Origin of the sequence: Paracoccus zhejiangensis (genome assembly GCF_002847445.1) — a bacterium.
Taxonomy (GTDB): domain Bacteria; phylum Pseudomonadota; class Alphaproteobacteria; order Rhodobacterales; family Rhodobacteraceae; genus Paracoccus; species Paracoccus zhejiangensis.
Map to the genome: position 1 here is coordinate 3,383,329 of NZ_CP025430.1, position 19,910 is coordinate 3,403,238.

17 protein-coding genes and 1 pseudogene are annotated in these 19,910 nt (G+C 64.9%); 12 read left to right on the forward strand and 6 right to left on the reverse strand.

The window, feature by feature from the left end; all coding sequences use genetic code 11:
• Positions 1-320: 320 nt before the first annotated feature.
• Positions 321-1,685 carry an ATP-binding protein gene (locus tag CX676_RS16415; RefSeq protein WP_101753522.1) on the reverse strand — a complete coding sequence of 455 codons (1,365 nt, stop codon included), beginning with the start codon at positions 1,683-1,685 and terminating at the stop codon, positions 321-323.
• On the reverse strand, positions 1,682-2,341 hold the full coding sequence (locus tag CX676_RS16420) for a response regulator transcription factor (protein ID WP_101753523.1): 660 nt from the start codon (positions 2,339-2,341) through the stop codon (positions 1,682-1,684). The genes CX676_RS16415 and CX676_RS16420 overlap by 4 nt, the downstream gene beginning before the upstream one ends.
• A gap of 145 nt (positions 2,342-2,486) precedes the next feature.
• Between CX676_RS16420 and CX676_RS16425 the strand changes: the two genes are divergently transcribed.
• The 11 genes and pseudogenes from CX676_RS16425 to CX676_RS16475 all read left to right on the forward strand — a co-directional run bounded on the left by CX676_RS16425 (position 2,487) and on the right by CX676_RS16475 (position 15,141).
• On the forward strand, positions 2,487-2,768 hold the full coding sequence (locus CX676_RS16425; protein ID WP_101753524.1) for a PepSY domain-containing protein: 282 nt from the start codon (positions 2,487-2,489) through the stop codon (positions 2,766-2,768).
• Entirely contained in the window at positions 2,761-3,438 is a 678-nt protein-coding gene (locus tag CX676_RS16430) for a cytochrome b/b6 domain-containing protein (protein WP_101754393.1), read from the forward strand. The genes CX676_RS16425 and CX676_RS16430 overlap by 8 nt, the downstream gene beginning before the upstream one ends.
• 164 nt (positions 3,439-3,602) lie before the next feature.
• Positions 3,603-3,982 (forward strand): annotated as a pseudogene (locus CX676_RS22805) (hypothetical protein).
• A 38-nt stretch (positions 3,983-4,020) separates the two neighbouring features.
• Positions 4,021-4,491, forward strand: a complete 471-nt coding sequence (locus CX676_RS16440) for a DUF2271 domain-containing protein (protein WP_094022008.1) — start codon at positions 4,021-4,023, stop codon at positions 4,489-4,491.
• A gap of 11 nt (positions 4,492-4,502) precedes the next feature.
• A complete protein-coding gene (locus CX676_RS16445; RefSeq protein ID WP_101753525.1) occupies positions 4,503-6,710 on the forward strand; it encodes a PepSY domain-containing protein in 2,208 nt (735 codons plus the stop codon).
• Complete coding sequence (locus CX676_RS16450; RefSeq protein WP_101753526.1) at positions 6,691-7,671, forward strand: FAD:protein FMN transferase; 981 nt, start codon at positions 6,691-6,693, stop codon at positions 7,669-7,671. The genes CX676_RS16445 and CX676_RS16450 overlap by 20 nt, the downstream gene beginning before the upstream one ends.
• Before the next feature lie 5 nt (positions 7,672-7,676).
• Complete coding sequence (locus tag CX676_RS16455; RefSeq protein WP_101753527.1) at positions 7,677-9,584, forward strand: heavy metal translocating P-type ATPase; 1,908 nt, start codon at positions 7,677-7,679, stop codon at positions 9,582-9,584.
• Positions 9,581-10,282: a VIT1/CCC1 transporter family protein gene (locus CX676_RS16460; RefSeq protein WP_101753528.1), complete on the forward strand. Its 702-nt coding sequence runs from the start codon at positions 9,581-9,583 to the stop codon at positions 10,280-10,282. The genes CX676_RS16455 and CX676_RS16460 overlap by 4 nt, the downstream gene beginning before the upstream one ends.
• A gap of 587 nt (positions 10,283-10,869) precedes the next feature.
• Positions 10,870-11,889 carry a glycosyl hydrolase family 8 gene (locus tag CX676_RS16465; RefSeq protein WP_232816492.1) on the forward strand — a complete coding sequence of 340 codons (1,020 nt, stop codon included), beginning with the start codon at positions 10,870-10,872 and terminating at the stop codon, positions 11,887-11,889.
• Between the two features lie 107 nt (positions 11,890-11,996).
• Positions 11,997-13,160 (forward strand): HlyD family efflux transporter periplasmic adaptor subunit, encoded by a 1,164-nt coding sequence (locus CX676_RS16470; protein WP_101753530.1) that lies wholly within the window; start codon positions 11,997-11,999, stop codon positions 13,158-13,160.
• Between the two features lie 49 nt (positions 13,161-13,209).
• Entirely contained in the window at positions 13,210-15,141 is a 1,932-nt protein-coding gene (locus CX676_RS16475; protein ID WP_232816493.1) for a glycosyltransferase family 2 protein, read from the forward strand.
• On the opposite strand, the gene CX676_RS16480 is transcribed toward CX676_RS16475, so the two are convergent.
• From CX676_RS16480 to CX676_RS16490, 3 genes are all read right to left on the reverse strand, one after another.
• Complete coding sequence (locus CX676_RS16480; protein WP_101753532.1) at positions 15,125-16,216, reverse strand: cache domain-containing protein; 1,092 nt, start codon at positions 16,214-16,216, stop codon at positions 15,125-15,127. The two genes, CX676_RS16475 and CX676_RS16480, sit on opposite strands and share 17 nt — an antisense overlap.
• A 6-nt stretch (positions 16,217-16,222) precedes the next feature.
• A complete protein-coding gene (locus tag CX676_RS16485) occupies positions 16,223-16,801 on the reverse strand; it encodes a hypothetical protein (protein WP_157935976.1) in 579 nt (192 codons plus the stop codon).
• Positions 16,802-17,158: 357 nt separating this feature from the next.
• Positions 17,159-17,794 carry a tyrosine-type recombinase/integrase gene (locus CX676_RS16490; RefSeq protein ID WP_101754394.1) on the reverse strand — a complete coding sequence of 212 codons (636 nt, stop codon included), beginning with the start codon at positions 17,792-17,794 and terminating at the stop codon, positions 17,159-17,161.
• Between the two features lie 65 nt (positions 17,795-17,859).
• Between CX676_RS16490 and CX676_RS16495 the strand changes: the two genes are divergently transcribed.
• A protein-coding gene (locus CX676_RS16495) for an IS3 family transposase (protein WP_101753534.1) occupies positions 17,860-18,947 on the forward strand; the annotation gives its coding sequence in 2 pieces (ribosomal slippage) (positions 17,860-18,121 and positions 18,121-18,947; 1,089 coding nt in all).
• Here the strand turns inward: CX676_RS16495 and CX676_RS16500 are convergent.
• The gene (locus CX676_RS16500; RefSeq protein ID WP_232816494.1) at positions 18,875-19,909 is read right to left on the reverse strand and encodes a cytochrome P450 family protein; all 1,035 of its coding nucleotides are present in this window, start codon (positions 19,907-19,909) and stop codon (positions 18,875-18,877) included. The genes CX676_RS16495 and CX676_RS16500 overlap by 73 nt on opposite strands.
• Position 19,910: the final 1 nt, after the last annotated feature.

Below are 19,910 nucleotides of genomic sequence, written 5' to 3' on the forward strand. Positions count from 1 at the left end.
AGGCGGCAACATCTCCAGAACGCACCGCCTCGTTGGGAGCATCAGCCGGGTTTAAGACCGTAGCCGGCACCTGCCTCGCCATCAGCAGCGCCCAGGATACAGCCGCCGCCGCGACCGCTCGCGCACTTTCTCCATAGCCTGATCCAAGACCCCGCGGCTTCCACCTTGGGAGGTTTTCCAACGCGGGTCGTGGTCGCGCCAGTGTGCAGCGTCCCAACGCGACCCGCATCGGAAAACCTTCACCAAACTGGCCGATGCTGCAAAACGCACCAACTATCGAAAAACCCGGAGAAGCGGTCATCCAAGACGCTCACCACGCCTCACACCCCGTGCGATAAATCCTTGCGATGGGAGGGGTGCTCTATCGGCAAACCAATCGATGCCTCGAAACCGGAGGCCGAACCAGGTCGTGGCGATTTCAAAACGAGCGAGCTTCCGACCCGGTTCGCGATGGCCGCGACGATGGCAAGGCCAAGTCCGCTGCCATCTGTGCTTGCGTTCGCCCGTTCGAAACGTGCCGTCAGGCGGTCGAGCATCTCGCGCGGCACGACGGGAGCATCGTTCGCGATGACAAGGTGGCCGTCCGCCATAAGGGTCACCTCGACCGCCGAATTCTCGGACCCGTGACGGAGGGCGTTTTCAACGAGATTGCGCAACAGGATGGCAAAGGCGTCGGGGTCGATATCGGACATCACGGCTCTCGGCGGCAGCGTCAGCGCGATGCGGCCCTCGCCAGTGGCGCGCCCAAGATCGTCCACCACTATGCGGGCGACCCCCCTAAGGTCCGCGCTCCGGTCCAGCCGTAGCCGCCCGCCTTCGACCCGCGCAAGCTGCATGAGGCGTTCGGAAAGCCGGGTCAGGCGCTTGAGCGTCGCCTCAATCTCGGCGGCACGCGCTTCGGTGGCCGGCTCCTGCGTCTCCGCCCTCAGCCGCTGCGCCTGAGCGATTGCGCCGGCCAGCGGCGTTCTCAACTCGTGGGCCGCGTTCGCGGCAAAACTGCGCTCGGCCTCGAACGCCTCGCGCAAGCGGGCCAGAAGGCCGTTGAGCGTCTTGGCCAATGGACCAATCTCCGTCGGCAGATCGTTGGCAGGAACCTCCGAGAGGTCGCGGGCGCCGCGCGCCTCCAGCCGAGCACGGAACCGGCGCAGCGGATCGAGGCTGAATTGAACGGCAAGAATGATCGCCACCAGCGCGATCGGCAGCACGATGATCAGCGGCAGGCCGAGGCCCATCTGGATCTCACGCGCGACCGACGCGCGATGGGCCAGCGGCTCGGCCACGGTGATCCGGATCGTGTCCTGAAGCGCTGCGTCGCTGTAGAACCGGTGGGTGGCGGTCTGCCGAAACCCGCGCCCGTCCCAAGGCGGGAACACGGCAGGGTCGGCCGCATGAGATTGCAGCAGGATGCGCCCCTCGCCATCGCGCACGAGGTAGGTGAAGAACTCGTCGTGCTCCCGGATGGGCGCGAGCCGCTGCGTCACGCCCTGATCTTCCCGCCCGACGATATCGGTCACCGCCAGCGGGAGAATGCGTTCCGCCGTCTCGCGCAGGGCACTGTCGAAGACCTCGTCCAGCTCACCTCTGACGATGACGGCAGTCAACGTCGCCGCGAGCAGCCACAGCACCGTCAGCGCCAGGCCGAGCGACAGGCCGAGTCGGCCCTGAAGGCTCGCAGGCCATTTCATGATTTGCCGAGCCTGTAGCCCATGCCACGCTCGGTCTCGATAACGGAAGCCCCAAGCTTCTTGCGCAGGCGGCTCACATGGACCTCGATGGTGTTGCTCTCCACTTCGGCGTCGAAGGCATAGAGCTTTTCTTCCAGCTGTGCTTTCGAAAGAAGCTGCCCCGGCCGTGCAAGAAACGCCTCGAACAGCGCCCATTCACGGGCGGTCAGGGGGACAAGCTTGCCATCGCGGTGGATGCTGCGGGCCGCGAGGTCGATCTGCAGCGCCCCGAGCGACACGAGAGGGTTGGGATCGCCGCTGTAGCGCCGGGCGACCGAGCCGATCCGGGCGGACAGTTCGGCAAGGTCGAAAGGCTTCACGAGGTAGTCATCCGCGCCCGCGTTCAACCCCTCGATCCGGTCCGAAACCTGGTCGAGCGCGGTCAGAATAATGACGGGGGTCACGTCGCCGCGCGCGCGCAAGCCCTTGAGAAACCCGATGCCACGGCCATCAGGCAGCATCAGGTCGAGCAGGATCAGATCGAAGGCAGTGGTTCGCACCGAATCGCCCGCCACATCGAGACGCGTAACCCAATCCACCGACTGGCCATCCGCCGCGATCTGATCGCGCACTGCGGCTCCCAGTACCATGTCGTCTTCGATCAGAAGGATGCGCATCCCGTTCTCCGCACTTAACCGGTGGCCTTCAATGATCCGGCAGGCTGACGTGAAGCTGAAGCGGGCACGTCAAGCCGCTTCAGGCTGCCGTCAGCTTTGTGGTGCAGTAATCTCATCGAGATGGCCGTGACGAGGAGTTTGGCCCATGAAGAAGACATTGACAATTCTTGGCTTTCTCGCGGTCTTCCCGGCCAGCGTCGCCCTGGCGGACGATGACTGCTTCGTGCCGATGGCCGATTGGCAACCGCGAGACGCGGTGACGCGGCTTGCGGAAGATAACGGCTGGACCGTGCGCCGCATCAAGATCGACGACGGGTGTTACGAGATCGACGGCCGCGATGCCGAGGGTCGCCGGATCGAGGTGACCGTGCACCCGTCAACCCTGCAAATCATAGAGTTCGAATTCGAGGATGATGACGATGACTGAAACTTCCGCCTCCGGGCACGCTGCCGGCAGAGGTGGTGCGGATGGCACGATCCGGGTCTGGGATCCGCTGGTGCGGGTCTTCCATTGGGGCCTGGTCGCGGCCTTTGCCGTCGCCTACCTGACAGCCGAGGAGCTTTCCACCGTTCACGAGATCGCGGGCTACACCGTGGCGGGACTGGTGGTCTTTCGCCTAATCTGGGGCTTCGCCGGAAGCCGGTACGCCCGGTTTTCACAGTTCCTGAAAGGTCCGTCTGCCACGGTCGGCTATCTGGGTGACATGCTCGGCGGCCGGGAACGCCACTACCTGGGGCACAACCCTGCAGGCGCGGCGATGATTGTCGCGTTGCTGCTCACGTTGTCCGGAACCGCTTTCAGCGGATGGCTGTTGGAAGATGAAAACCGCATCGCCATGCTGCCTGCCCTGCCACAGATCGTGGCGCCGGCCTGGGCCGACGATGATGGCGACGAGCGCGAGGAATATGGCGAGCGGGGCGAAGGGGGCGAAAGTGCCGTGGAGGAACTGCACGAGGTGCTCGCGAACCTCATGCTGTTTCTGATCGCGGCGCATGTCGCCGGCGTGGTACTGGCGTCGTTCCGCCACCGCGAGAATCTGGCGCGGGCCATGGTGACCGGCGAGAAGCGCGCGCCCGGCCCTGGCGACATCGCCTGAGCGTTCCCCCGGCCGCTTCGTCCCAACGGCCGCACTGGCCCCGCCGAAATCGGCGGGGCCTTTTTCGTACCTGACGGCAAGCTGAAGCGGTCTGCACGATTCCGTCAGGAAGCCCTCAGGTCCGGCCGCCAGATTGGCTTCAGCAGACGAAAGGAGACCCTGCCATGAAAAAGACCCTGACACTTCTGGTCGCGTCCACGGCGCTGACCACCGCGATCGGCGTCCCCGCCTGGAGCGCGATGCAATCCCCGCCCGGCGTCCTTCGGCCCGTCGCCGCTCTCTTCGATGACGCCCCGCAAGCGATGCCGCTCGTTCTCGTCGCGGCCACGACGACGACGACGATGACGACCGCTGGCGGGACGGTTCTCGTCGCGGCCACGACGACGACGACGATGACGACGATGACGACGATGACTGCGACGACGATGATGACGACGACGATTGTCAGGGCGGCGCTCGCAATCCCGCGCCCGCCGGCACGGTCGCCCCTCCGCAGAACGGCCTCTTCGGCAACGGTGCGCCGCCGCAGGTTCAGGTGAACTGAACCGCTCCGAAGTTCCTCTCCGAACAAGGATCCATACGATGAAATCGCTTCTCGCCACGCTCGCGCTGACCACGGCGCTGACGCTCCCCGGCCTCGCCATGGCGCGTCCGGTGACGCTCACCACGATCCTCAACAATTACGGCGGCGACGGGGCCTATCTCGCGCTCTACGTCACCGACACCTCGGGCGCCTATGTCGGCAGTCTCTGGATGGCTGGCGGCAAGTCCAAGTACTACGAGCACCTCAGCGACTGGTACCGCGCCACCGGCGGCGACACCGCGCAGGTGAACGGCATCACCGGCGCCAGCGTCGGCGCGGGCCGCACGCTCGAGATCACGCTCGACCTGGCCGACGCGCTCTTCGACGCGGGCTACACGCTCCACATCGACGCGGCCGTCGAGGACATGCGCGACAGCCCGAACGAGGTGGCCGTCCCGCTCACGACCGACGGCGCCGGCACGCCGGTGCAGGGCCGCCGCTACATCGCCAGCTTCGCCTACGACATGTGAGGAGCGGGGCCATGATCCGTGCACTCCATCGCTGGCCGGGTCTTCTGGCCCTTGCGCTCGTCACCATCCTGAGTCTGAGCGGCGCGGCGCTGTCGGTCTTCCCAGCGGCCGAACGGCTTGCCGCACCGCAGGCGGAAGCCGGACTGACCGTCGCCGCCCTCGCGGACCGCATCCAGACGGTCTATCCGGGCGTCGAGCAGATCCGCCGATCACCCTCGGGCCGGATCACCGCCTACTGGTTCGACCAGGGCGCGCCGGGCGCTGCCGTGATTGACCCGGTGACCGGTGAGGGCGTGGCCTCGGCCGACCCGAACCAGGCCGAACGCTGGCTCACCAACCTGCACCGGTCGCTGTTCCTCGGGGACGGCGGGCGCATAGCCATGGCTGCAGGGGCTGCCGCGATGCTGATCCTCTCGCTCTCCGGTGCGGCGCTGGTCGCGCGGCGGACGGGCGGCTGGCGGCACTGGTTCGCGCGCCTGCGCGGTCCGCTCGCGGGCAGGCTGCACGTCGAGATCGCCCGGATCGCCGTCGTCGGCTTCGTTCTGTCTTCCACGACCGCCCTCTGGATGACGGCGTCGACCTTCGATCTCCTGCCGGATGGCAGCGCCATCCCGGCCATGCCGACCGAGGTCAGTGGAGCGACGGGGTTTGCGCCGGACCGAATGGCCACGCTGCAGCAGACGCCCGTCGCCGAGTTGCGCGAACTGAGCTTTCCCTATCCCGGCGACGCGACGGACGTGTTCACGCTCAAGACCGACCGGGGCACCGGCTATCTCGACCAGGGCGACGGAGACCTCCTGGCCTGGGCCGACCTCACGGGATGGGAGCGCGTCTCGGAGACCATCTACATGCTGCACACCGGACAGGGCGCGGCGACGCTCGGCCTGGTGCTCGGCCTCATGGCGCTCGGCGTGCCCGCGATGGGCGCGACCGGCGTGCTGATCTGGCTCGCCGGGCGGCGCGGTCGGCCGCGCATCCGAGGCAATCAGCCCGCGGGACGTGCCGAGACGATCCTGCTCGTCGGCAGCGAGGGCGGCAGCACCTGGGGATTTGCGGCCACGCTCCACACCGCACTGACGCAAGCCGGGCAGAAGGTACACACAGCGCCGATGTCGGCCTTCGCGCCAGAACGCTACGCTACGGCCCAGCGGATCATCCTGCTCGCCGCAACCTATGGCGACGGCGCGGCGCCCGCCTCGGCGAAGGGCTTTCTCGAGCGGCTAAACGCTTCCGACAGGGCGCCGGACATTTCTCTGGCGGTGCTCGGCTTCGGCGACCGCAGCTTTCCTGCCTATTGCGCCTTCGCAAGGGACGTCGCGGCAGCGGCGCAGGCGAAGGGTTGGCCCGAGCTTCTGCCGCTCGACACAATCGACCGGCAATCGCCGCAGGATTTCGCGCGCTGGGGCCGGGCGCTCGGAGACGTGCTCGGCATTGCGCTCGAACTGACGCACCAGCCGGTCCAGCCGCAAACGACCACGCTGACCCTCGTCTCGCGGCGCGACTACGGCGCTGAGGTGCCGGCCCCGACGGCGATCCTCCGCTTCGCGTTTCCCCGCGTCTCGCTCGGGCAACGGCTGCTCGGGGGCGGGTTCGCACGGTTCCAGGCGGGTGACCTGATCGGCATTCTGCCCGAAGGCGGGACCGTCCCGCGGCTCTATTCGCTCGCCTCTGGGCGCCGCGACGGCTTCATCGAGATCGTGGTCAAGAAGCATCCCGGCGGCCTCTGCTCGGGTCAGCTCACAGCGCTGGAACCTGGCGACACGGTGAGCGCCTTCTTGCGCCCCAACCCCGGTTTCCGTCCGGGGCGGAGCCGGGCGCCCCTGATCCTGATCGGCGCAGGGACCGGCATCGGGCCGCTAGCGGGCTTTGTGCGCGGCAATACGCGCCGCAGGCCGATCCACCTGTTCTTCGGCATGCGCCATCCCGACAGCGATTTCTTCTACGGCGAGGAGTTCCCCGGATGGCAGGACGAAGGGCGTGTAAGCCGGCTGGTCACCGCCGTCTCGCGCGGGGCGCGTCCCCATTACGTCCAGGACGCGCTGCGCAGCGAGGCCACTCAGGTCGCAGAGCTCATCCGCAATGGCGCGCGCGTGATGGTCTGCGGCGGACGGGACATGGCCGCCGGCGTGGCCGAGGCGCTGGCCGAGATCCTCGCACCGGCCGGGCTGACGCCGGCGGTCCTGAAGGCGGAGGGGCGGTATGTCGAAGATGTCTACTGAGCTTACGAGGCACGCCCTGAATGGGGCGACCATGGGCACGCGCTGGTCGGCGCTGTTCTTCGCAGGGCCCGGTCTCGACACGGCGGCGATCCGCACGGCGCTGCAGGCGGCCGTGGACGAAGTGGACGGACAGATGTCGACCTGGAAGCCCGACAGCGGCCTGATGCGGCTCAACGCGGCGCCGGTGGGCGAATGGATCGCGCTTCCCGCGCGGCTCGCCGAGGTGCTGCGACTCGGCCTAAAGATCGGGCGCATATCCGGCGGCGCGTTCGACATCGGCATGGGTGACGCGGTGACGGCCTGGGGGTTCGGGCCGAAGACGGCCGCGCCCGAGGGCATCCGCGCCGCGATGAAAACCCCGCGCCGCCCGGCGGATCAGGCTCTGGAGTTCGAAGGCGACCGCATCTGCAAGGTCGCTCCCATAGCGCTGGATCTGAACGGCATAGCCAAGGGCTACGGCGTGGACCGTTTGGCCGAAACCCTGCGCGATTACGGGATCGCCGACGCCCTCGTCGGGGTCGATGGCGAGATGCGCGCGATGGGTCTCCGGCCTGACGGCGAGGCCTGGAGCATTGCGGTCGAGGCGCCGGACGCGGAACGCCGGACGCCGCATTCGATCCTCGCGCTGCAGGATGCCGCCGTCGCCACCTCCGGCGATTATCGCCACTGGGTCGAGGTTCAGGGACGACGCCTGTCGCACACAATGGACCCGAGGCGCGGTGCGCCGCTGATCGCATCGCCGGCCTCCGTCACCGTCGTTGCCCGCAGCTGTGCCGAGGCCGATGCCTGGGCGACGGCGCTCATGGTGCTCGGTCTCGGCAAAGGGGCCGAACTCGCAAGAAAAGAAGGGCTCGACGCCCTGTTCCTCTTGCGCGAAGATTGCGGGAGCGTGAGGGGCGTGGGAGTCGGACGACTTTTTTCCGAAGAGCCAGCGGCGATTACCCCTGCAGAGGGGAGATAGGCCGCATGGAGACGACAAGGACTGACCGCTTAAAGACCGCTATCCTGCTCATTGCCGCGACCGGCCTGTTTGCGGGACTTGCGTTCTACTTTTCCGGCCGACCCAACGCTGCGAACCTGATCTGGATCGCCGGCGTCGTTCCAGCGCTCGCCGCGCTCGTGGTCGAGATCCTGCGCAGCCTGCGCTCCGGCGAGGTGGGCCTCGATATCGTCGCAGCGCTGTCGATGTCGGCGGCGCTCGTCTTCGGCGAGACCCTCGCCGCGGCGGTGGTCGCGGTGATGTATTCCGGCGGCACATTCCTCGAAGCCTTCGCCGAAGGCCGCGCCCGGCGCGAGATGCACGACCTCCTCTCCCGCGTGCCGCGGACCGCGACCCGGCACCGCAACGGCGGGCTGGAGGAGATCCCGCTCGACCACATCGCGCCCGGCGACCGCCTCCTGATACGTCAGGGCGACGTGGTGCCGGTGGACGGCAAGGTGGCCTCGGAGACGGCCTTCGTCGACACCTCAGCGCTGACGGGCGAGTCCCTGCCAGTGCGCCTCGCCCACGGCGCCGAAGCCATGAGCGGCTCCACAAACGCAGGCGAGGCGTTCGATCTGACGGCGACGAGAGAAGCCAAGGACAGCACCTATGCCGGGATCGTCCGGCTGGTCGAGGAGGCGCAGGCCTCGAAGGCGCCGATGTCGCGGCTGGCCGACCGTTGGTCGCTGGGGTTTCTGGCGGTCACGGTCAGCATTGCCTTTGCTGCATGGTGGTTCACCGGCGACCCGATCCGGGCCGTCGCCGTGCTCGTCGTCGCCACGCCCTGTCCGCTGATCCTGGCCGTGCCTGTGGCGCTGGTGGCCGGGCTGTCGCGTGCCGCGCATTTCGGGGTGCTGATCAAGGGGGCGGGACCGCTCGAGACGATGGCGCGCATCCGAACGCTGATCCTCGACAAGACCGGCACGCTGACGGACGGCCGGCCGCAGATCGTCTCGATCGATAGCCACGACGGGATGGCGGAGGACGACATACTGCGCCTCGCTGCAGCGCTCGACCAGGCGTCCAAGCACCCCGTGGCGCAGGCCATCGTTGCGGCCGCGAAGGCGCGCGGCTTCACGCTGCCGGTTCCGTCGGACGTGGCTGAGATCCCGGGTGAAGGCGTCGTGGGCCATGTCGAGGGCCGGAAGGTCATCGTCGGTGGCGACGGCTTCGTGGCCGCGCGCGTGGGGCGCCAGCCGGGCGATCATTCCGCCATTGCCGCCGGTTCGGTTCTCGTCGCCGTCGCCGTCGACGGGCAAATGGCAGGGCACCTCGTGATGTCCGATCCGCTGCGCGAGGGTGCGGGCGCCATGCTCGACGGTCTGCGCCGCGAGGGCATCGCGCGTATCCTGCTCGCCACCGGCGACCGCGCGGACGTGGCTGAGCGCGTGACCGAGGGGCTTGGCCTCGACGGGCTGCGCGCCGGGCTCACGCCCGACCAGAAGGTTCTGCTGGTTCTCTCCGAGCGCAAGCGCGGGCCCGTGATGATGGTGGGCGACGGCGTCAACGACGCGCCGGCTCTCGCAGCGGCCGATGTGGGTGTCGCGATGGGCGCACGCGGAGCCGCTGCATCGGCGGAGGCGGCAGACGTCGTGCTGCTCGTCGACCGTATCGACCGGCTCGGGCCGGGGATCGAGATTGCGCGCGGTGCGCGCCGCATCGCTGTCGAAAGCGTTGTCGCCGGAATCGGCCTGTCGGTCATGGGCATGATCGCCGCGGCTTTCGGCTATCTCACTCCGGTGCAGGGGGCGCTCCTGCAGGAGATCATCGACGTCGCCGTGATCCTGAACGCCCTGCGCGCGCTGCGCATCGCGCCCCATGAGCCCACTATCCCGAATCCAAAGGCTGTCTCCTCCGGGCAGGCCGACATCGCGCAAGGAGCCACGCCATGAGCCGCCTCTCGCATTCCGAAATCCACATGGTGCATCGCATCGGCTGGCTGCGGGCCGCCGTTCTCGGAGCCAACGACGGACTGGTGTCGACTGCGAGCCTCGTTGTCGGCGTCGCCGCGGCAGGATCGGGAAAGCCGGAGGTCCTGATCGCGGGGCTGGCTGGCCTCGTGGCCGGTGCGATGTCCATGGCGGCAGGAGAATACGTCTCGGTCAGTTCCCAGACCGATGCGGAACAAGCCGATCTTGCCCGCGAGACCCGCGAGCTGGCGGAAACGCCTGAGGCAGAGCTCGAGGAGCTCACCCGGATCTACGTTGACCGGGGGCTGGATCGCGACCTGGCGGAGAAGGTGGCCCACCAGCTGACCGAACGCGACGCGCTCGGATCGCATGCCCGCGACGAACTCGGCATCTCCGAGACGGTGATGGCCCGCCCGATCCAGGCCGCCTTGGTGTCGGCCCTGACCTTCGCCGTGGGCGCCGTGCTTCCGTTGATCGTCGCGCTGTTGGTGCCGGAAACCCGGATCGGGCTTCTAGTGGCGGCATCGTCGATCATCGGGCTTGCGGTTCTCGGCGGGCTCGGCGCGTCAGCCGGCGGAGCCGGCGTGGTGCGTGGGGCCGCAAGGGTGACGTTCTGGGGCGCGCTGGCCATGGGCGCGACGGCTGCGGTGGGGGCGTTGTTCGGCGTCTCAATAGGATAGGAATGTTTCGCACCGGCCATGGGCTTGCTTTGGGTCCATTGGTCACCTTACCTAGACTTCGCTGGAGGAACGGAAAGACCCAACAGTCTCGCCAATGCGCTGAGGGTCATTTAGCGTACAGTTGATATACAATCCGCTGTCAAGGTCCTCAAAGCGTATTGGAGCAGACCTTCGTTTCCGCGATCCAGACGGCTGCTTGGTCCGCTCAGCCGCCGCCCGGCCAGCGAAAATGCTGCACCGATGATCGAACGGCAGGTCTGGTGAATGCTGCATTGCAGCGTCGAGCCATCTCGACTGTCGGCAATGGGCCGACCCTGCCGAGCGGCCTTGGCCGAGGTTGAATAACAGTGCCGCAGCGCCGCAGGTCGGGTCAGAGCCATCGGAGACATTCGTTCACGGCGCAGTGAATGCATCTGCAGCATGGGCATTCGGTTCTTTGCCCATACTTTCGACCTCCGCTTACATAAGGATGCAAATTTCCTCATAGCCGCCGTTCGTGCTTGGCGCAGCAAAGTGGTCAGATCGAACCTAGACGAGTTACTGCATCCAGAGGCGAGTACGAGACTGGAAGATGCAAGGAGCCAGACATGCCAACACGACGCCTGTTTCTCGGGGCTGCCATGGTGGCGGGTTTGGTTACCTCGGCCCGTGTCCAAGCTGCGGCGCTCGACAGGGGATGGTCAAAATGGGTTCGATCTTACGTGAACGGCGGCCGCGTCATTGATCGGCGCCAGGATGGGATCACGCATTCCGAAGGCCAGGGCTACGGGCTTTTGCTCGCGCAGGCGTTTGGTGATCGCAAGGTTTTCACGGAGCTTGAGGAATGGACTGAACGCCACCTGGCAGTGCGGCAGGACCGGTTGATGGCGTGGAAATGGGTGCCGGATCCTCACACCAATATTGCAGACTGGCATAATGCGACGGATGGCGATCTGTTTCGAGCCTGGGCACTGCTGCGCGCGGAACGGGACTCCGGATGGTCCGGATATCGGGAAACCGCACTTGCCATCGCTCATGATATCGCTGAACTGTGCCTGACCGCCGACCCCAGGGCACCAGCCGAGTGGCTCCTGGTGCCGGGCGCCGAGGCCCGTCGCAGCCCGAAGCGGGTCCTCTTCAATCCCTCCTATATCCTGCCCCGCGCGCTTCGAGAGCTGGGGGCCGCTGCCGGGGAGCCGCGCCTGATCAAGGCCGCGGAGCATGGCGAGACGGTGCTGGCTGAGTTGGCGATGACAGGATTTCTGCCCAACTGGGTGGATGTCACGCTATCAGGGTTCGTCAAGCCGCTCGAGCACGACCTGCTATGGGGGTATGATGCCCTTCGTATCCCGCTTTACCTGACGTGGTCTGGCCGCGCCGATCATCCGGCCGTTGGTCTGGCGCGCGAGCTGATGGAACGGGGCAGCATCCCGGATCATCTCGCCGTGGAGGCTTCCCCGGACGGGCAGATCTTGGCGCAGAGCAACAAACCCGGTTTTCTGGCGTTGCACGCGCTTGCGCACTGCCGAGACGTGCCGGATCGGAGGCCGGACGGCAGCGACTATTACTCGGACAGCCTGCTGATGCTGGCCCAGGTGGCGCAGCGCGAAGGTCAATGCAAGGTTTGAACCACAGGCAACAAGAAAAATCCGAAGCACTAATCGAACTTGGTTAATTTCTAGCGGCATACCGTTTAGGTTGAGTGACACAACCGGATCGAACCAAGGCGACGCTCATGAAGTATGGAAGACTGATCATCGGCATTGTGGCCGTCATCACAGCCCTTTGGATCATCCTGGGCGAGCAGATGTCAGGCGCCAGCGCCGATGCAGTGGTCAACGCCCCTGTGGTGACCGTCCGCGCTCCGGTCGCTGGCAATCTGCAGATGCCGGCGCGCCAGTTGGGGTCGCGGGTCAGCCGGGGCGAGGTTCTGGCCAGCCTTCAGGATCCCATTGTGGATCGGATACGCCTAGACGATCTGTTGATGGAGGCCCGGTTGGAAGCGGCTGCCGAAGCGCAGATCGCGGCTTTGCTGTCGGAGACGCAATCTATCCGGGAGCATCTGGCCGAACAAACCCGGAGCGACCGTGCCCGTCGACTGGAGGAACTGCGCGAGCATCTGTCCCATGCCGAAGCACGCCTGACCATCTTGGAAACTGGCGGAGTGACGCTGGAGAATGAAGATCAGCAGCTGCTCGATGCCGTTGCGCAGGATGCCGATCGTCTGCCAGGTGAGCCGAGACTGGACGCTCTGGTCCTCGACCATGCACGCGAACGGGTGGACGTCCTGCGGATTGCGCTTCGGGCCGCCGAAGAGAATGTGTTTCTCCGCGATGGCAACGATGCCGGGCAGCGCCTGCGGGAGTTGGACAAAGACATTGCCATTCTAGCCTCGCACCTCGCAGAGGCCCAGGAGCGCAGCGCTGCCGTCCGGGAGCGGGCGGATCGCGAGCGGATCCGCGTCAATGGCCTGACCGGTGGTGATCTTCAGGCTCCTGTGGATGGCCTCTTCTGGGAGGTGCTGGAGGCCGATAGCGTTACAGTCCAGCGCGGTGATCCTCTCCTGCGGCTGGTGGATTGTCAGGCGACATTGGTGACAGTTTCTGTGACCGAACGCGTCTACAACGGCCTGACGGTCGGTCAGGCGGCGACGTTCAGGCTTGGCGGCACGTCCGAGGTGCTTGACGCCACGATCAGCCGCCTTGCCGGCAGCGGGGCTGCCGCAGTTTATCGCAGCCTGGCCGTGGCTCCCAGCCAGCGTCACCTCGAGCGGTATGACGTGGCCCTAATCGTTCCCGCACTGCGGCAGGCAGGGCCGGAAGGCTGCATGATCGGGCGCACCGGCCGCGCCTTCTTTGAAACCCGCCCGCTGGACGGGCTGCGCAACCTGTTCCGCTGATATGCTTCCGTTTCCTCACCTGACTGAACTCGGCTCCAGCTGGACCCATGTGCTGCTGGCGCTCGGCGCAGGCCTCATCCTGCCCTCGGTGGTCGATCCGACCAACAATCGCCACCGGGCCGCCCTGATGGGCATCTCCTTCCTTCTGGCTCTCCGCTATGTCTGGTGGCGAGGGACCGAGACCTTGGCGCCGGCTGGGTGGACCATCGACATGCTGGCCAGCTGGTCATTGTTTGCACTGGAGATGCTGGCTCTCATTGGCTCGATCAGCGCCTTCACCATCATGTCGCGCATCCGCCTGCGCAGCGAGGAGGCCGATGCGCATGAAGGATGGTGGGGCGAGCAGGAGCCCCGCGTCGCCATCCTGATCGCCACCTATAACGAAGAGCTGGAAATCCTGGAGCGGACGATCGTTGGTGCCCGGTCGCTGCGCCACAAGAACAAGGAGGTGCTGGTCCTCGACGACAGCCGGCGCGATTGGCTGCGCGACTATTGCGCTGAACAAGGCGTGCGCTACATGCGCCGGCCTGACAACAAGGGCTCCAAGGCCGGTAACATCAACCACTGCCTGGATCGCCTGGCGGAGGACCCGGTGCCGCCGGATTTCGTGGCGGTGCTGGACGCGGACTTCGTGCCCCACCGCGGCTTCATCTCGCGCAGCCTGGCGCTGTTCCATGATCCCAGGGTGGCCTTGGTCCAGACGCCGCAGCACTTCTTCAACGCCGACCCGATCCAGCACAATCTCGGCATCAGCCGCTCCTACCCGGACGAGCAGAGGTTCTTCTTTGACTACATGCAACCCTCGCGCGACGCCTGGGGGATTGCGATCTGCTGTGGCACTTCGTCGATCTGCCGCTGGAGTGCCCTTCGAGAAATGGGTGGCTTTCCCACGGAAAGCGTTACCGAGGACTTCCTGCTGACGCTGGCCCTGCAGGAGCGCGGCTGGAAGACTGTTTATCTGGCCGAGCCGCTGACCGAAGGTCTGGCGCCCGAGGGGCTAAAGGAATACGTCACGCAGCGCGCCCGCTGGTGCCTGGGGCTGATGCAGATCGCCCGCTCTAAATATGGGCCTCTGGCCAAGAACAATTTGCGCCTTCGCGACCGCTGGAGCGTGATCGACTCGGTGTTCTTCTGGTTGACCAGCTTTCCCTTCCGGATAGCCGTTGTCGTATATCCGCTGCTTTACTGGTTCTTCAACGTGATCGTGGTGAACGCGACGCTGACAGACGTGATCAGCTACTTCGGCGTCTATTTCGTCTGGTCGTTTCTGGCACAGCGGACGTTGATGCCTGGCATGTTCGTGCCCGTTCTTCACGACACCAGCCAGCTGATCGGCGCCCTTCCCATCAGCCGGGCGGCCTTCACGGGGCTCTTCCGGCCCAAGGGCCATCCTTTCTCGGTCACGGCCAAGGGCGGCGACCGGACCAAGGTCATCGTGCAGTGGGAGATGATGTCCCCGTTCCTGGTTTTGCTGGTCCTGACGCTTCTCGGCTTGACGCTGGGCATCTTCGTGGACCGCTTCGCCTTCAACGATGCAGGCGACGGCAAGTGGGTGGTCATCTTCTGGACGATCTACAATGTCTTTGTGTTGCTCATGACGATCTTGGCCTGTGTCGAGCTGCCCCGCCGTGAGCGCCACATCGCTGATCTGCCGGACCGGGGCATCCTAGTCACGGATGGCGACATTCGCCGCCAGTGGATCAGCTCACTGACCATGGAGGAGGCGCGGCTGCGCGGAAAAATCTATCCGGTTGGCGCAACAGGCCTGCTGCGGCTGCGTGATGTTGGCGATGTGCCAGTCGAGGTCATCGCGCAGACGGTAGACGGCAATCGGGTCCGGCTGAGGCCCACGCCGGTGCAGCGCGAGGCGCTGATGATCCGCTTTTACGCTGAAGGGGCTGCACCCGGCACAGGCCGGGCGCAATTGGCGGGACTGCTGGCCGGGCTGGGGCAGCGCTTGTCGTTCAGCGATCGTCGCTGACGCGATCCTGCTGAAGCTGGGTCAGCGCCGCCGACAGCAGCGCGGCTTCGCGGGTGACGTGGAAGCTCGGAGGATATTCCTGAGAGCCGTCCGCGATGCGCTGCGCAGAGGCGGCAAGCTGGGCGAAGGGCGTCCTGACAGCACGCGTGACAAGAGCGGTCAGCAGCCCGATCAGGGAAACGGCGACCCCAAGCGCGTAAAGCGCCCCGTTCCGGATCAGGTCGACGCCGATATCAAGGCGCTCGGCATCCAGCCGTCCCACCATCCGCCACCCGAAGTTCGGCAGGTCTCCGTAAGACACCTCCGGCACCAACGCCGAGAAATACTCCCGCCCATCAGGCCAGGTCTCGCGTCCTCCAGACTGTACGCCGGTCTGCGCCGCGCCCAGGATCTGCAACTCCGCTGTGTCTGGTGCCTCATCCGTTGAAGAGGCAGATATGTCGCCAGAGGGATTGATCAGGTAGAGGTCAATGCCAAAGGTTTCCGAGGTCTCGCGCAGATGTTCGGCCAACCAGGTCGCGTTGATGTGCATGCCGACGACGCCGATCAGATCACCATTGGCGTCCGTGACCGGTCTGGCCAGATCGATGAAGCGCAGCGGCTCGTCCCCTTCACCTCCGAGAAGCTGGGCCAGAAGCACTGCGTCATGAACATCGCCCGCAAACCCACCGCTGAGGCCGTTGCGATACCAGGGCCGCTCGCTGACATCCTGCCCGATCAGCAAGCCATTCGTCGCCGCGATGACTTGGCCGCTCAGATCGGCAAAGCCCGCCCAGGAGATGCGGCTGCCGTCGCCGCTCGCCCCTGTCATCAGGTAGGTCAGCTGCTCCGGGTTCAACTCGTCAACCCTTTCCGTCAGGAACGCCAGGTCACGCCAGTCGCGCTCGAGGGTTCGGGCCAGGCCCTCGGCGGCGGCGGTGGTGCGGAAGCGGGCCGCATAATCCAGGGTGCTGTCAGTAAAGCGGTCGCCGCGAAGGTATGCAAATGCCATGGGAACCAGGCACATCACCAGGATGCAGGAAAGCGCAAAGCCGACAAGAGCCTTGCGCAGGGTCAGGGTTGGCAGCTGGGTCATGGCACCTCAGAACGTGTTGATGGAGAAGCCGGCAAAGACTTCGTCAGAGCTCAGTTTGTAGCCGAGCCGGACGCTGAGCGGCCCGTCAGCGATGCGTTTTTGAAAGGCCAGGGTGGTCTCGTGGTAAGTGTCGCTTCCGCCGCGTGACAGCTCGACGCCAAAATTGCCTGGTGCAAATGTCAACTGTCCAAGCAGAAACCAGGACTGGTGAACCGAGCTGACATCAGCCAGCAAATAGGTGGATCCGAAGGAGGTGGGGGTGTAACGCTCGAGCGACAGCTTGAGGCCGGCCTGAACATCATCGCCCTCATCCTGCTCGTGCTGAAAGCCGATGGTAGGACCGACCTTCATGACGGCAATATCCGCCAGCGGCAGCGCATAGGTGAGGCTGATCGCGCCAGAATGCCCATCCTCGTAGTTGGAAAAGTTCAGCCCGTAGTTCAGGGAGCTGCGGCTCACCGAAGCAACCACGGATTGGGTGCGCCCACCCGCATCTCCTTGGAGGAAATAGCCGTCGGCGGCGGCAGTCTGACCCAGAAGGCATGCCAAGCCCGCTGCCGAGGCTATTGTTCGAACCTGCGCCATCGAAACTCCCTTATCATATCTGCTTAAGGATAGCTTAATCATGAATCAGCGCTACAGCCTAGAGTTGAAAGTGACCCGGCATTGGGCGCTCCGAAGCAGATGTCTGCTTCACCCAGATTTGCACCAGCCATACTGTATCTATGTCAGGTAGCTCGCTGCCCGTCAGGTTTAGGCAACTGCTATGGCACAGACTTTTTTTGCATCTGCAGCGTATGACCGCTTGGTCCGCATTGCTGCCACACAACCCGTGAAAATGCTGCCCCGGGGATCGAATGACTGGTCTGGTGAATGCCGCATAGCAGCGCGGCACCTTCTTGAACGGCGGCTGTGGGCCGCCAGTGACGGCGGCCCGGTCCATTAGATTTCAACACTTTCGGAGATGGCAAGCGCGTCTTCTAGGTCCACGCCCAGATACCGGACCGTGCTGTCCATCTTGGTGTGTCCCAGAAGAAGCTGAACGGCGCGCAGGTTCCCCGTCTTCCGATAGATCTCCGCGACTTTCGTCCGGCGCATGGAGTGAGTTCCGTAGGATGTGGGGTCCAGGCCGATGGATGACACCCAATCCCGAACGAGACGAGCGTACTGCCGTGTAGAGATGTGCAGGCGCTCATGGAAACGGCCCGGCCAGAGAAATTCCGAGCCGACCATCAACGGCTCTTCCATCCAGCGCGACAGCGATTTCCGCGTTCCTTCCGTGATCTCAAACCTGACCGGCCGTTGGGTCTTGCTTTGAATGATCGATGCACGTTCCTTGACCTGGCCGGGAGCGTAGACGTCGACGACCTTTAGTTTCACCAAGTCGCAGCCACGGAGCTTGCTGTCGACGGCCAAGTTGAAGAGGGCAAGGTCGCGATCGTTCCCGGCGATCTCTAGGCGAACGCGGATGGCCCAGACATGTTTCGGCAAAAGTGGGCGTTTCTGACCTATCAGGCGCCCCTTGTTCCAGGCAGGGCGGCAAGCGCGGATGGCAGGTAAGTTGGCAGTAGGGGTAATCCCCCCCGAAAGTAAGGGGCTGCATAAGTAGAATTTTCTCGGCAAGATGAACGAGGAGATTCCGAATGAAGACAAGCAGATACACCGAGGCGCAGATCATCGCGATTCTGCGGCAGGCAGAAGGCGGTGTGCCGGTGGCCGAGCTGTGCCGCGAGCACGGCATGAGCAACGCGTCGTTCTACAAGTGGCGGGCGAAGTATGGCGGGATGGATGCGTCCCTGATCAGCCAGATGAAGGCCATCGAGGACGAGAACCGGCGGCTGAAGCGGATGTATGCGGACCTGAGCATGCAGGCTGATCTGCTGAAGGAGGCTCTTGGAAAAAAGTGACCGGGCCGTCTCAACGCCGCGAGATGGCCGAGAATGCGGTGGCGCGAAGAGGAGCGAGCATTGCGCTGGCCTGCCGTGCCTTTGGGGTGAGCGAGACCTGCTATCGCTATGGCCCGAAGCTGAAGGCCGAGAACGAGGAGATTGCCGATCTGCTGGTCGGTCTGACCGATGCGCGCAAGACCTGGGGGTTCGGTCTGTGCTTCCTGCACCTGCGCAACGTGAAGGGGCATCCGTGGAACCACAAACGCGTCTATCGCATCTATTGCGCCTTGGAACTGAACCTGCGCATCAAACCGCGCAAGCGACTGAAGCGGGACAAACCGGATGCGCTGGCGGTGCCTGAGGCCCCGAACATGACTTGGTCGATGGATTTCATGGCCGACCGGCTCGGCGATGGCCGCCCATTCCGGCTGCTAAACGTGCTGGACGACTTTAATCGCGAAGGCCTGGGGATCGAGGTCGACTTCTCGCTGCCGGCCGAACGGGTCATTCGAAGTCTCGACCGAATTATCGAATGGCGCGGCAAACCTGGCACCATCAGGGTCGACAACGGCCCGGAATACATCAGTGGCAAGCTGCTGATCTGGGCCGAGAAACGCGGCATCACCATTCAGCACATCCAACCCGGCCAGCCCCAACAGAACGCCTACATCGAGCGTTACAACCGCACGGTCAGGCATGAATGGCTCGACCAATACATCATCGAAACCATTGAGGAGGCCCAGGATCACGCCACGCAATGGCTATGGACTTATAACAACGACCGCCCGAACATGGGCATCGGCGGCATAACACCCGCCATGAAACTGAAAATGGCCGCGTAAGTTCTACGAATGTAGAGGTCGAGCAGAACCCTGTACCCTTTGGAAAAGCGATATCCGCGCCACTCGAAATCGCTCTTCACCCGTGCCGCGACCGCGGGAAAGAACGGATACAGACGGCGGACCTCTTGCACGAAAGGTTCGAGCTGTCCCTCGTCGTCCTTCAGCTTTTGCCGCCACTCGGGATGCCGATGCAGGGCATGCGCCGCCTGGGCGATGAACGCAGAGACGGCGACGATCGGGCGTACTACGTTCAGAAGCTCCACGGCGGCAACCTTGGAGGTCAGCAGCTCCCCATTCAGATCGCGCCACGTCGCGACGACATGGGCGGCGCTTTCCTGTCCTGTCTGAAGGCTTCCGTCGCGCACCCGTTCAATAATCCCGGCTATCCAACGCTCTGCGCGATGCCGCGCCAGACGCGCACCCCAGTGCTTCCAGCCGACCGCCCCGGCGTCTTGGAAGAGCGCCGTCATCTGCGCCGTCCGCGTCTCGACCTCCGCTTCGGGAAGCGGCACGCCCGACCAGGCGCAGGCAGCTCTGGTGAGGATTTCGCGCACTTCGTCGTAGAGAACGACCTTCTCCGCCGCTTGCCAGTCCCGTGCGTAGCGGTCCAACAGGTCCCGCGTCGTGTTTTCGAGAGCTTCGATCCGCTCCGACGCCATGAGTGACATAAACATCCGCTTCCGATGACGGTGGGCCTCGCCATCGAGCCCCTGGATGCCCTTTTCGCCGAGCAGGGTTCTCTGGATACGCTTCGGCATCGAGCCTGCGCGCACGAGCCCATCCTCGGAATAGAAGACCTCCGCAGCTGCGGCACCAGTCATGCAGATCGTCTTTTGAAAGAGGATGCGGGTCTCGAATAGGTCGCCCTCAAGATCGCGGCATGTGTCCGGAATGAACCCATATGGGTTGCGCAGCAGGGCAAGCGTGCTGTCGATGCCCTTTGCGGATGGAATGCTGGACATC